Origin of the sequence: Flavobacterium sp. (genome assembly GCF_004211145.1) — a bacterium.
In the GTDB taxonomy this organism is placed as follows: domain Bacteria; phylum Bacteroidota; class Bacteroidia; order Flavobacteriales; family Flavobacteriaceae; genus Flavobacterium.
The window spans coordinates 1-13,363 of sequence record NZ_SEBS01000044.1; the positions used below are offsets into that span (position 1 = coordinate 1).

General features: G+C 47.6%; 13 protein-coding genes. 6 read left to right on the top strand and 7 right to left on the bottom strand.

Annotated elements, in window-relative coordinates; translation table 11 throughout:
• From EOO50_RS15435 to EOO50_RS15455, 5 genes are all read right to left on the bottom strand, one after another.
• A partial coding sequence (locus tag EOO50_RS15435) for a class I SAM-dependent methyltransferase (protein ID WP_290841182.1) occupies nucleotides 1-968 on the bottom strand: 968 nt, incomplete at its 3' end.
• On the bottom strand, nucleotides 969-1,154 hold the full coding sequence (locus EOO50_RS15440; protein WP_290841183.1) for a hypothetical protein: 186 nt from the start codon (nucleotides 1,152-1,154) through the stop codon (nucleotides 969-971).
• A gap of 602 nt (nucleotides 1,155-1,756) precedes the next feature.
• On the bottom strand, nucleotides 1,757-3,034 hold the full coding sequence (locus tag EOO50_RS15445) for an O-antigen translocase (protein WP_290841184.1): 1,278 nt from the start codon (nucleotides 3,032-3,034) through the stop codon (nucleotides 1,757-1,759).
• 5 nt (nucleotides 3,035-3,039) lie between these two features.
• Nucleotides 3,040-4,140, bottom strand: coding sequence for a DegT/DnrJ/EryC1/StrS family aminotransferase (locus tag EOO50_RS15450; protein WP_290841185.1), 1,101 nt, complete (start codon nucleotides 4,138-4,140; stop codon nucleotides 3,040-3,042).
• Complete coding sequence (locus EOO50_RS15455; RefSeq protein WP_290841186.1) at nucleotides 4,137-5,114, bottom strand: GNAT family N-acetyltransferase; 978 nt, start codon at nucleotides 5,112-5,114, stop codon at nucleotides 4,137-4,139. Before EOO50_RS15455 ends, EOO50_RS15450 begins: the two co-directional genes overlap by 4 nt.
• 219 nt (nucleotides 5,115-5,333) lie before the next feature.
• On the opposite strand from EOO50_RS15455, the gene EOO50_RS15460 reads away from it, so the two are divergent.
• Nucleotides 5,334-7,157, top strand: a complete 1,824-nt coding sequence (locus EOO50_RS15460; protein ID WP_290841187.1) for a gliding motility-associated C-terminal domain-containing protein — start codon at nucleotides 5,334-5,336, stop codon at nucleotides 7,155-7,157.
• A 229-nt stretch (nucleotides 7,158-7,386) separates the two neighbouring features.
• Nucleotides 7,387-7,764 carry a hypothetical protein gene (locus tag EOO50_RS15465; RefSeq protein ID WP_290841188.1) on the top strand — a complete coding sequence of 126 codons (378 nt, stop codon included), beginning with the start codon at nucleotides 7,387-7,389 and terminating at the stop codon, nucleotides 7,762-7,764.
• Here the strand turns inward: EOO50_RS15465 and EOO50_RS15470 are convergent, their stop codons facing one another.
• Both EOO50_RS15470 and EOO50_RS15475 read right to left on the bottom strand, forming a co-directional pair.
• Entirely contained in the window at nucleotides 7,765-8,370 is a 606-nt protein-coding gene (locus tag EOO50_RS15470; RefSeq protein WP_290841189.1) for a trimeric intracellular cation channel family protein, read from the bottom strand. It abuts the gene before it with no gap.
• A 224-nt stretch (nucleotides 8,371-8,594) separates the two neighbouring features.
• Nucleotides 8,595-9,338 carry an RDD family protein gene (locus EOO50_RS15475; protein ID WP_290841190.1) on the bottom strand — a complete coding sequence of 248 codons (744 nt, stop codon included), beginning with the start codon at nucleotides 9,336-9,338 and terminating at the stop codon, nucleotides 8,595-8,597.
• 20 nt (nucleotides 9,339-9,358) lie between these two features.
• Between EOO50_RS15475 and EOO50_RS15480 the strand changes: the two genes are divergently transcribed.
• The 4 genes from EOO50_RS15480 to EOO50_RS15495 are packed head-to-tail and all read left to right on the top strand — an operon-like array spanning nucleotide 9,359 to nucleotide 13,224.
• On the top strand, nucleotides 9,359-10,330 hold the full coding sequence (locus EOO50_RS15480) for a stage II sporulation protein M (RefSeq protein ID WP_290841191.1): 972 nt from the start codon (nucleotides 9,359-9,361) through the stop codon (nucleotides 10,328-10,330).
• Nucleotides 10,323-11,102, top strand: coding sequence for a DUF4129 domain-containing protein (locus EOO50_RS15485; protein WP_290841192.1), 780 nt, complete (start codon nucleotides 10,323-10,325; stop codon nucleotides 11,100-11,102). Before EOO50_RS15480 ends, EOO50_RS15485 begins: the two co-directional genes overlap by 8 nt.
• The gene (locus tag EOO50_RS15490) at nucleotides 11,102-12,178 is read left to right on the top strand and encodes a DUF4350 domain-containing protein (RefSeq protein WP_290841193.1); all 1,077 of its coding nucleotides are present in this window, start codon (nucleotides 11,102-11,104) and stop codon (nucleotides 12,176-12,178) included. The genes EOO50_RS15485 and EOO50_RS15490 overlap by 1 nt, the downstream gene beginning before the upstream one ends.
• Nucleotides 12,178-13,224, top strand: a complete 1,047-nt coding sequence (locus tag EOO50_RS15495; protein WP_290841194.1) for a MoxR family ATPase — start codon at nucleotides 12,178-12,180, stop codon at nucleotides 13,222-13,224. Before EOO50_RS15490 ends, EOO50_RS15495 begins: the two co-directional genes overlap by 1 nt.
• Nucleotides 13,225-13,363: the final 139 nt, after the last annotated feature.

The window sequence follows — 13,363 nt, forward strand, 5'->3', positions numbered from 1 at the left end:
TCTTTATTTTTGAGCGCCTTGAGATAGTTGCTTCCGACGGCGTTTGCATCGACATCGGCCGTGATCACCAAATCGGCCATCGGCAACAATTCACGTGAAAATGTGCCGTCGTTTCCGCCCATGTCGATTACGGTTTTGCCGCCAATCGACGTAAACCAATCTTTGATGTACGTTTTTTTGACCGCAAGCGCGTCGGCCGAATAATTGGCAACCGCGTAATAATCGTCCCATTCGGTCTTGTTTTTCGCGTCGAGGTTTTCGATGAAATCGTACATCGCGTCAAGCATTTTGATTTGGGCCGACTTCGATAAGCGTTTTGCCGACGCTTTGCCATCGCCCGAAAATTTCTCGTCGTAACGCGCCAAGACGTGAATATTCGCGAACAAAAACGGATTCCATTTTGTTGTCCACGGCAGCAGTTTCGACAATTTTGAAAGTGGAACCCCGTCGATGTCATGTGCCAAAGTCTTCAGGAAATCATGCCCGAAGTAACGGCTCAGCATGAGCGGCCCGAGAAAATGCATGATGAATTGTTTGTACGCCATCCACGGTTCGCCTTCAATGTAAAAATCGAACGAAAGCGTATCGATGAAGATCGGTTTCGCGTTGTAAAATGTGATGTTGAACGCCGACGCATCCTTTAACGTGAATCCGTTTTCGAGGCACGACTTCTGGATTTTGAGCGTCAACAAAGCCGCGTGTTTGTATTGCGGGAAACTCCATTCGTACGGATAACTGATGAACGGGATTTTGTCGGCTTCGAGCACGATGGCTTCATCGGATTTAGATGAAACCGAATGTGAAACCAGATATTTTTTCGAGAATAAAAGTTCGTAAAAACCGCTCGTTGAAAGCGATTCGAACTGTTTGAAATAGATTGGATTTATTTTGCGCTTGACCGAATTGCCGTCGGTAAAGACATAACCAGACGGATCGCGGAACGACGACGTGTTCCTGGTTTCGCTCATTTATTCGGGCTTGGTAGTTTGATCGTCCTCGTCCATGAAATCAGTTTGCTGCTTTGGCTTCATGCCGAAAATCGAACGTATTTTCATCGTCACGGTCTTGTAGAAAAGCAGGACGCCCGCCACGGCCGCAGCAAAGAACTGCACGATGAGCGCGCCCGTTCCGGGATCGAAATACAATGGAATCATGATTCGTGTCGTTTACACAAAAATAGGAATTATTTGCTGGGGACGGCGTTTTTTGAGTTCTTAAGTTTCGCGGCTTATTCGGACGCAAGTATGATCGCGGAGAATAGTGAATAATGAAGACAAAGGGCGAAATTGAGTTTTACGTGTTTTTAACAGTTAAGATAGTTGAGAATAGTTAAGGCTGAATGTAAACTTAAATTTTTATACAGTTAAAATAGTTGAGATAGTTAAGGCTACGCGTAAATTCAAACTTTTTAAACAGTTAAGATAGTTGAGAATAGTTAAGGCTGAGCATAAATTCAAATTCTTATTCAGTTGAGAGAGTGAGATTGTTAAGGCTAAGCATAAACTTAAATTTTTATACAGTTAAAATAGTTGAGATAGTTAAGGCTACGCGTAAATTCCAATTTTTAAACAGTTAAGATAGTTGAGAATAGTTAAGGCTGAGCATAAATTCAAATTTTTATTCAGTTGAGATAGTGAGATTGTTAAGGCTAAGCATAAACTCAAATTTTTATACAGTTAAAATAGTTGAGATAGTTAAGGCTACGCGTAAACTCAACTACTCTTAACTATCTTAATTGTCCAAAAAAATCTACCTTTTAAAATGACCTTCGAAAAATGATTTTACGGAAATAGAAAACCAGTCCCACAAAATAAAACGCATACGTCACGAAATGCGCGACGGTCAATCCTTTGATTCCCATGACCGACAGGAAAAAAACGCTCGAAACGTAAAGGATCGCAAGCGATAAGACTTCACTCACGATGAATGCGACCGTAAGACGACTCGCGAAAAAAATACACGCCAGGATCAACGACGCGGCTTTGAGGAAATCGCCTGCGAGCTGCCACAAGAACAATTCGCGCGTCTCGACGAAATCGGGTGTGAAAAGTAAGTTTATCGCGAAATCCCTGAGTAAATATAAGATGACCAATGCGATGAAAAATAACGGTAAAATTCCTTTCGAATAACTTTTGACGACGGATTTCATTTCGGATTCGGTTTGGGACAGCACCAACTTCGGAAGGAAATACACCGTGAGCAACGTCGAGATGAACAACATATAATACGTCGAGATCCGATTGATCGCTTCCCAATGTCCAGCCGCGTCGATGCCCGAAACCGCGATCGCTTTCTGCCTGATCGCGAGATATACGACGGGCACGAAAACAGCCGAAAACAATGTCATCAAAGAATACGATCCGAGGTTTTTGAGCGTCGTTTTGTCAAAAGAAGCGAACGAGATATTTTGGAGCAGATTGATTTCCCTGCCGATGTAAACGAGCGAGACGAAAAACAACGTCGTGGGCGCGAGTACGATCGCGAGCATTGCCCCGAACAGTTCGTATCGGTAAATCAAAATGACCGAAACCGCGAGCCCGAGCACGTTTCCGATGATGTTCGCCCAAATCACCTGTCGGTATTTTTCCAAACCGTTCAGTACCGAAACGATGAAAATCGACGCACAATAAAACGGGAACGCGAGCGCCATGATCCGGAAGACTTTGCCGAAATCCTCGTTTCCTGAGAACACCGACGCGCTCCAATAGTTTGAAAGCCCGAATAAAAGCAGCGAACTGACGATGGTAACGGCGGCCAGACTTATGAAAATCGTGGAAAGCACTTTTTTGAGAGCCGATTCGTCCTGCTTGGCTTCGGCTATATATTTGACGATACCGTTTTGGAAACCCAATGTCGCGATTCCTTCGGCCGATGTCAAAAAGTTTCTCAAGTTCCCGACGAGCGCCATTCCCGCAGGCCCGACGAAGATCGCAACCACTTTCGACGTTACGAATCCGATCGCGATCTTCACGATCACACTCACGCCGTTGAGCGATGTCACGCGAAACAAAGGCGACCGCATTATGTTGCCCACGATCCTCAATTCCAGTCGTTTATTTTGCCGATGACCGTGGAGATTTCATCGTCGGTCATCGCTGGACTCAGCGGCAAACTCAGGACTTCTTCGTGGATTTTTTCAGTGATCGGAAAAGACAGGTGCGAGAATTCCGATAACGCTTGCTGTTTGTGCGGCGCCATTGGATAATGGATCAGCGTTTCGATGTCGTTTTGCTTCAGATATTCGGCAAGCGCACCGCGATGTTCGGTTCGGATGACGAACAAATGGAATACGTGATCTTCATTTCGGCTGAATTTCGGGAGCGTAATCCTTGGATTTTTTATCTCCGAAAGATAGCGTTTCGCGATTCGGATTCTCTTTTCGTTTTCACTGTCGAGACTTGGTAATTTCGTGTTCAAAAACGCGGCCTGAACTTCGTCGAGCCGTGAATTCACTCCTTTTACCTGATGCACGTATTTGGTTTCGGAACCGTAGTTTCGGAGTTTGGCGATCATCGCTGCGAGCTCGTCGTCGTTCGCCGTCACGGCTCCCGCGTCGCCCAAAGCGCCCAGATTCTTCGACGGATAGAACGAAAACCCGGCGGCATCGCCCAAACTTCCGGCTTTGCCTCTACGCGATTTCGCACCGTGTGCCTGGGCCGCGTCTTCTATGAGCAAAAGATTGTTTCGGGTCGCGATTTCGCGGAGTTTGTCCATGTCGGCGAGCTGTCCGTACAGATGAACCGCGAGGATGGCTTTGGTTCTCGGAGTAATTTTGTTTGAAACCAGACTTGGATCGAGGTTGAATGTCAGGCCATCAGGTTCGACCAAAACCGGCGTCAATCCGGCTTCGATTATGGCGAGAATGCTGGCGATGTATGTGTTTGCGGGCACGATTACTTCGTCGCCTTTTCGTAATTTTCCGAGTTCGATGTAGGCGCGAAATATCAGCACGAGCGCGTCGAGGCCGTTTCCGGTTCCGATGCAGTGCCTGGTTCCGCAAAATGCCGCGAACTCCGTTTCGAAACGCTTCGTCTCGTCGCCCAAAATAAGCCAACCTTTTTGGAGCACGTCGTCGAATTTCTTCTTGAAATCGGCTTCGTACGGCGCATTGACCTTTTTTAAATCGTAAAATTTGATCATATCAAAACGTTTTCGAGCAATTTGTGGTTCGCCGTCGCGACTTCGTAGAAATCCTGTACGACGGTTTTCGCGCCGAAACTTTCCTTCCAGAAAACCAGACCTTCGTTGAGTTTCCTGCCCTGGTCTTCGTTCGAAATCCCGAAGTCGAAGAAGGGCGCGTCCTTAAAAACGTCGGTTATCAAAAAATGGTACAGGTAATCGAGCGATCCGAGTTCGTTTTTGTGATCATTGCCCGAAATATATTGCGGATGTGCGACATTCTGCGAAACGAAAACCGTCGTGCCGGCTACGATCTTTCCGTTGTCGTAGACGTTGAAATGTCGGATATTTTCGGGAAAACGTTTGTGTAAAAGTTCGATCTCGGCAATTGAATGAACGGGTTTTACTTCGTGTTTTTTGTCAAGGTTCGGAATCAGGATTTCGTCCCAAAACAATTTGAAATTGCTTTCCTCGCGGATTTCGAGGTTGTTTTTCGCGCCTCGCCTAATGCTTTCGCGTCGTGTCTTTGAAATGGAAAACGGTTTTGTCAGGTCGATCACTGAAAGTGAGTCGCGCCGGTACAATTTCGCGTCGGCAACAAAAAGCGCGTACGGCAATTCGTCCGATGAAAACAAGTGATAGATCGACGGAATCAATTTGACGCGGAATGTCCCGATTCCGTTTTCGGACAAAAACTTCAGAACCGCCTGCAACGCCCAAATCACTTCTTTCAACTTGATTTTTTCGCCGAGCACGAAACCGCCGTACGTCAATCCGAAATGCGAATGTACTTTGTCGTCGATTTTGTGCGCTGGCAACAACGCGAGCAATTCGTTTTCGTCGTAAACCAACAGCGAAAAGTCTTGAAACCTGTCCGAATGATAGTCCATAAATCCTCGATCGAACAGGAAAGTGCCGTTTTTCGATTTGGAAACGAATGCGTTCCAAACGTTTGTGTCGGACGGTTCGAATTTTTTTATGGTGTAGTTGGGCACGCGGTTGGATTTGAGTGGAAAATTAATGCTTTTTTGTTGATTCGTTTATTTGTTGATTTATTTATTTGAGTTATTGCCTCCCGCTCGACCATCGGTTTCACGGAAAATGCGATTTGAAAACCGTGCGAAAATGGAAAGCACCGACTTCAAATAAACAAGTAAACAAATCAACGAATAAACTTCTTTCCCTATCTTTAAGCACAACAAACGCATCCTCTCGTGAAGGGATTTCTACTCTTGTCTTTTCTTTTCGCCTTGGTTTTTCCGACTGCTTCGTGCGCTCAGGAAATCGCGCTGTACGGCCAATACAACGGGCGGTACGACTTCACGTTCGCGGGCAACACGATGAATGTGGCCCCGAACGGCGCGAACGATCCGTGTGTGATCCTGACGCAATCGAGCGCGACGCTTTCGCTTTCAGCTTCCGACGAAATAAAATACGCTTTTCTATATTGGGCGGGTTCGGGTCCGGGCGATTTCGACGTGCAGCTCAACGGTCAAAACATCACTGCGGAACGCGAATTCGGCCTCGTGTTCGCGAATACGGGATTGCCGTTTTTCAGTGCTTTTGCTGATGTGACCGCTCAGATCCAGGCGACCGGAAACGGAAATTACACACTGTCGGAACTCGACGTCTCGCCTTGGCTGAACGTAACCGATTATTGCATCAACGGGACGAATTTCGCGGGCTGGACGCTTGTCGTGATATACGAGAACGCTGCGCTTCCGCTGAATCAACTCAACGTCTACGACGGGCTTAAAAACGTGCCGCTACAAATTGACATCACGCTTGAAAATTTGAACGTCATCGACAACGAAGGCGCGAAAATCGGTGTCGTGGCTTGGGAAGGCGACGCGAATCTGGCGAACAACGAGAATTTGAGCATCAACGACAATCCTTTGAGCGATCCGCCGCTGAATCCCGCGAACAACGCGTTCAACGGCACGAACAGTTTTACGGGTTCGGATACGCTGTACAACATGGACCTCGACGTGTACGACATCCAGAATAACATTGCGATCGGCGATTCGACGGCCCATATCCAGTTGACGTCGGGCATTCAGGTCGGCAATCAGGTCCAGGGCGATTTCGTGATGATCAACGTGATTGTGACCAAACTCAACAGCCAATTGCCCGATGCGACGATCGTGGCCGATAATGTGACGACGGCTTGTAATTCACGTGCGATTTCGGTCGACTTTACGGTGTCGAACTTAAACAGTACCGACGCGCTTCCGGCCGCGACCGCAATCGCGTTTTTCGCCGATGGAATATTGCTCGGAACGACCTTGACCACGACCGTAATCCCTATTGGTGGCAGCGAAAACGGCCAAGTGAATCTCGTGTTGCCCGATGGCGTTCCTGATACGTTCACGCTTACGCTGTCGGTCGACAACAACGGAACGGGAATCGGTTCGGTGACGGAACTAAATGAAGACAACAACGATTTTGCGACAAGCGTGTCGTTGCCGCTGCTGCCCGATTTCAATCAGCCTGAAAATCTGGTGTCGTGCAATGAAGGCCTGACTTCGGGAACATTTGATTTTTCGAATTTGGCCGACGCGATCGCCGTGAACCCGACCGACGCCGTGACGTTCCATCATTCGCAGCAGGACGCCGAGGACAATCTTGCACCGATCCTAAACACGTCGAATTATCACGCGAACACGACGCCTGAGACGATCTGGTTCCGCATCGTGAATGACGAGTGTTATAACGTTGGGTCGTTTTTACTGACCGTTCGGAACTGTCCGCCGATCATCTACAACTTCGTGTCGAACAACAATGACGGCATAAACGATTATTTTCATATCGTCGGGTTGCGCGATATTTTCCTGGATTTCGAACTGTCGGTCTACAACCGCTGGGGCATTCTGGTCTGGAAAGGCAACAACAACCTACCCGATTGGGACGGCGTCGCGACGAAAGGCCTGCGCTGGGACGATAAGGAAATGCCTGACGGGACGTATTATTATGTGTTGGAGTTACATGACCCGGGATATCAGAAGGCGTTTACGGGATTTTTGTATTTGGCGCATTGATTTTTATTTGTTGATTTGTTGATGCGTTGATTTGTTGATTTGAGTGCATGTCTTCCGTTTGAGAATTTGTTTTTATTGACGTATTCATCTTAGAAAAAAAGTCACTGGAAAGCATTGATTCAAATAAACGCATAAACAAATCAACCCAAAACGAAACCCAATCACAATCTTAACCCAAAACCAAATCTTTCCCTCTCCGAACGCCTACCTTTAAAAAAAGCAAAAAATTATGTCAGGAAAGAACAAGAAACAGTTTGGGGTTTGGATGGATTCGCATCACGCGACCATAGTTGGAAAAGAAGGATTCGACGGCGATGAGTTTACGATACTCGGCCACGTGAGCAACGATGGGCCCGATAAGAATTCGAACGAGAATGCCGCGAACAACCAGGAAAAGACATTGACCCAGAAATTTTTTAAGGAAATTGCGGCCACGATGCCCAACATCGACGAAATCCACATCACGGGAACGGGACAGGTCCAGGAGCAGTTCATCAAGTTTTTGAGCGATTCGGCCCAGTACAAGAATGTCGTGTCGACCGAAAGCACTTCGAATAAGATGAGCGACGAGAATTTCTCGGCTTTCATCGCGAAACATTTCAATTGATTATTTCTTCTCCAGTGGTTTGAGATACCATTTATATCGGACGGCCATCAGTCGCAACACGATAATGATGGCCGAAACGATCACGTATAACACTTCGGTATTTACATTAAAGTTGTCGCGAATCAAAAAGAAAATGATGCCGCCTACGATACACAGCGTCGCGTAGATCTCGCGCCTGAAAATCACGGGGATTTCGGTGCACAATATATCTCGGATCACGCCTCCAAAGCAGGCCGTCATCGTTCCCAAGGCCACGCAGATCACGGGATGCAAACCCGTCGCGATTCCTTTTTCAATGCCGATTAAAGTAAAAAGTCCAAGCCCGATCGTGTCGAACAGGAACAACGAAACGCGCAATTTGTCGAGCTTCTTGCGGAATACGATCGACAGGAAGAACCCGAAAATGATGCAATACACGAAATTCAAATCGCGCATCCAACCCACGGGCGTATTGCCTATAAGCACGTCGCGCAAGGTTCCGCCGCCGACCGAAGTCACGAACGCAATCACGAAAACCCCGAACGGATCGAGCTTTTTGTTCATGGCGGTTAACGAACCTGAGACGGCGAAGGCTGTGGTTCCGATGATGTTTAGGAGGTAGAACATGTTGGGAGTGTCTTTGACGGGACTATTTTGTTGATTCGTTTATGCGTTTATTTGTTTATTTGAATGCTTGGCTTCCGTGGTATGTTTGTGCTTTTAATTGGCGATTCAGCACCTTGATTTGAAATAATTGTCCTTCCGAAACTTCGAAATATCGGCCCGGCAAAAAACCCGCAACGGAAGACACTGACTCAAATAAACAAATAAACGAATCAACGAATCAACCACTAAACGCCTCGCGTATAAAAATTATAATCCTTCAAAACCGTCCTAATAAAATCCGGATTGTTCCCCGATTGGTTCTTCATTCCCGTTACGGTTTCGATTTTTCGGACGAGTTTGTGTATTGTTTCAAAATCGGAACGCGCCTGCGCCGTCGTGAACGTTTCCTTTATGATGCGCATGTCGTTGTCGGACAATTTGATCACGAGCGGATAGATCGGCACATATTCGCCTCCGATTTCCTCGAGGATCGTATGGCTGATGTTGATTTTATTCTTCAATGTAATCACCGACGTTCCGGCCGCCATATCCCCGAAACGCTGGCTTTTTCCTGTCACGGCCACGCTGATGATCGCGGGAATTCCGTTGAACATCCAAATATCGACGAGCCTGAAGAACCATCGGATCATGTATTCGGCGAACGAGGCCTGGTAACCGTCGATCTTGACGACCTTGATCTTTAGCAATCTCTTTCCGAGCGTCTGCCCCTCGAACAAACTTTCCTGTACCAACGTGTAAAAAACCCACGGCAACATGAGCGTCATGTAAATCGCCCCAGCCGACCAGTTGTCGAGTTGGGAAATCCTGTCGGTGATATCCAAACCATTGAGGATCACGATGAAAACAATGACGAAATACGCGACCTTCACCAACAAATCGGCAAGCGCGGCAAGAATGCGGTCGCCCACGCTGGCAGCCGTAAAACTGATGTTCACATTTTGCGTAGTGTTTATTGATAATTGGGTCATATTTTCTATTTTAGCCGTCAATGAGAGAAGTGGCGTTCATCCGGCAAAATAAAGAAAAATGGCTCGAATTTGAACGTGCCATCAATTCAAAAGACCAAAAAAACCCTGACGAGATGTCGAGTTTGTACATTCAACTCATGAATGACCTGTCTTTTGCCCAGACGTATTACCCAAAAAGCAAGACTGTCGTCTACCTGAACCATCTCGCCGCCCAGATTTACCAAAAAATCTACAAGACCAAACGCATCGAGAAGAATCGCCTCGTTTCCTTTTTCAAGACCGAAGTTCCGCTCGCCGTCTACGCCTACCGACGCTACGTTTTATACGCGTTCGTACTGTTCTTTCTGGCGGTTGCGATCGGAGTGGTTTCGGCGCGTAACGATGAAGGTTTCATGCGGCTCATACTCAGCGACGGTTACGTGAACATGTCGCTCGAGAACATCGAAAACGGAAATCCTGTCGCGGTGTACAAATCGGGAAGCAATTGGGGAAGTTTCATCGGGATTACGCTGAACAATTTACTCGTGGGCGCGAAAGCTTACATGTACGGGATTTCATTCGGGATCGGGACATTCAAGATCGCATTGTCGAACGGCGTCATGCTGGGCTCGTTCCAGTATCTTTTCTACGAGCACGATGTGTTTTGGGAAAGCGTCCGAGGCATTTGGATCCACGGCGCGATGGAGATTTTCGGCATCGTGATCACGACCGCATGCGGATTTATTTTAGGCGCGTCGATCCTGTTTCCGCGCACGTATTCGCGCATCGACTCGCTCAAGCGCGGTTTCATGGCGAGTTTCAAGATTTATTTGAGTACGTGGCCATTCATGATTTCGGCGGGATTCCTCGAAGGTTTCATCACGAGATATTCGGTCGACATGCCGATTTGGCTGAGTTCGGCGATCATCTTATCGACACTTTCATTGATTTCCTGGTATTATTTGATATATCCGTTCGTCGTACACAAAAAACAGCAAAAAGAACGTGTATAAATTCCTGCTGATACTGCTTTTACTGAGTCCGGCCGTTTTCGCCCAGGACAGCATCGCCGTGGATACGACCGAATACGTTTCAGACGACGAATATTCGGAACCGCCGGCGATCAAATACACGATTAAAGACATCAAGGTCGACAGTTCGGCAATCACCCAAGCGCATTTCAGGAAGAACTTCAAGAAGGATTACAAAGCCGAGGAATTCGACTACGCGCCCAAAGAAAAACAAAAAACCGCCCTCGACCGTTTCAAAGCATGGCTCGCGCGCTTGATAAGCGAATTGTTCAGCATGGGCGGCGAAGGTTCGCTCTCGTTGGTTACCTGGATTTTCAGGATCGTTTGCGGGCTCGTGATCCTGTTCGTGATCTATCTTATCGTGAAGGCGATCTTGAATAAGGAAGGAAAATGGGTTTTCGGGCGCAGTTCGGCCAATCGCATTTACGGTGCCGACGAAATCGAAAAAAACCTACAGGAAGCCGATTTCGAAAAACTCGTTTCTGAAACCATGAACGCCGGAGACAAACGCCTTTCGATCCGATATTATTATCTGTGGTTGCTGCAACGCATGTCGCGATCGGGCATCATCGAATGGGACGTCGAGAAAACCAATTCCGATTATCTGTACGAGATCCGAAACGAGAAAGACAAGGAAAACTTCGCATACCTGTCGTATTTATACAACTACGTTTGGTACGGGGAATTCGAAACCGACGATGCCACGTTCGACAAGGCCGTGCGCGCGTTCCAAAAAACCATTAAATCGACATAATGGGAAAACTCAAGATACTAATAGGATTTCTCGTGCTCGTTTTCGTGCTCATGATCGTTCTCGACGGCGGACAGCCCAAGGAAGTGAACTGGAAGCCGACGTATGGCGTCAAGGATAAGAATCCACTTGGACTGTACGTGTTCGATCAGGAAATCGGGCGTTTGACCAACGACACGATCGAACGGATCCGCGTCACGCCTTATGAGTTTTTCGACACCAAATACGACACGCTCGCCAAAACCTATAAGATAAAAGGAACGTTTTTGAACATTTCGAATGCCGAAAATCTGGACAACGAATCGCTCAAGGAGGTTTTCTATTTCGTGAGCCACGGGAATTCGGCCTTTTTGAGCTTGTCGAATTTTCTGGTCGAAGGCGTGAACCCGATCTATTTTTCGAGCATCGACACGGCGAGCACGACGATTCTGGGTTATACGTCTCTCGACAGTTTGCGCGCGAATTTCGTAAAAGTCGATTACAGGGGCGGGACTTTTTATCTGCACACGGCTCCGGCTGCGTTCACGAACTTCCATTTGCTTAAGGACGATCATCACGAATACGCCGAGAAATTGCTGTCGTACCTGCCAAAAGGGAAAATCTATTGGTTCAATAAACAGCCCGGGGACGAATCGATTTCAGAGTCGGAACTTCGCTACATTTTCTCGCAACCGGCGCTTACCTGGGCGTGGCTGATGTTCTTGTTTGGCATGCTCGCATTCATGATTTTCCAGGCGCGACGCAAGCAACGCATCGTCCCGATATTGGAACCGCTGCCCAATACGACCGTGGAATTTGCGAAAACCATCGGAAACTTATATTATCAGGAAGGCGACCATCACACTGTAATCGACCGAAAAATCATATATTTCCTCGAAAAGATCCGAACCGATTATCTGATCGACACGACCAAACTCGACGATGCGTTCACGCGTAAGCTGCAACAGAAATCAGGCAAGCCGATGGCCGACATCGAACACGCACTTTTCCTGATCCGGGCACATCGCAACAGTCCGCATACGGCCGTCGAGGAAGATCTCATAAAAATCAACACCGCATTGGAAAAAATCATACACTGATGGAAAACGACAACAGTTTTACAAATGAAGAGCAGCAATCCGCGCAGCCGCAACAGCCGCAACAGGATTCCGACAACGTCCGCTTCGACAATCGCCTCAATCTCGCGCCGCTGACTGAAGGGATCGCAGCCGTGAAAAAGGAACTTTCGAGCGTGATCGTCGGACAGGAAAAAATGATCGATCAACTGCTCGTCGCGATGCTGTCGAACGGGCACGTTTTGCTCGAAGGCGTTCCCGGAATCGCCAAGACGATCACCGCGAAATTGCTTGCCAAGACGCTCGACATCGGGTTTAGCCGTATACAGTTCACGCCCGATCTGATGCCATCGGATATCCTGGGAACATCGGTCTACGATTTGAAAAAGACCGAATTCGAATTCAAGAAAGGGCCTGTTTTCTCGAACCTTATCCTGATCGACGAGATCAACCGCGCGCCCGCCAAAACACAGGCCGCGCTTTTCGAGGTCATGGAAGAACGTCAGGTCACGATCGACGGCAACCGTTACGTGATGGACGCGCCTTTCCTGGTCATCGCGACCCAAAACCCTATCGAACAGGAAGGAACGTATCGTTTGCCTGAAGCGCAGTTGGACCGTTTCCTGTTCAAGATTTCGGTCGATTATCCGAAGCTTGAGGAAGAAATCGCGATCATCACACGCGAACACGAATTGCAGGATCACGACAAGCTCGGCAATATCAAAGCCGTATTGACGTCTCAGCAGATCCGCGATTTCCAGTCGACCGTAAAACAAATCATCATCGAACCGCAACTGGTCGCTTACATCGCGAAAATCGTGATCAATACTAGAGAAAACGCGTTCCTCTATTTGGGCGCTTCACCTCGTGCGTCGATCGCCATATTGAACGCGGCGAAAGGTTTTGCGGCTTTGAGAGGACGCGATTTCGTGACGCCTGAAGATATTAAGGAATCGGCTATTCCGGTCTTGCAGCACCGCGTGATCGTGTCGCCCGAGCGTGAGATGGAAGGTTTGACGGGAACGGAGATTATCAGGCAGATTTTGGAATCGGTGGAGATTCCGAGGTGATTTTTTATCTTTTTTTGCCACGAAGGCACGAAGATTTTAATTAGTTAATTGAGTCGTTCAATAGTGCACGTATTTCAAATTAAACATTCGAAGCTTGGAAACTTCGTGTCTTCGTGCCTTCGTGGCAAAAAAAAGAAAT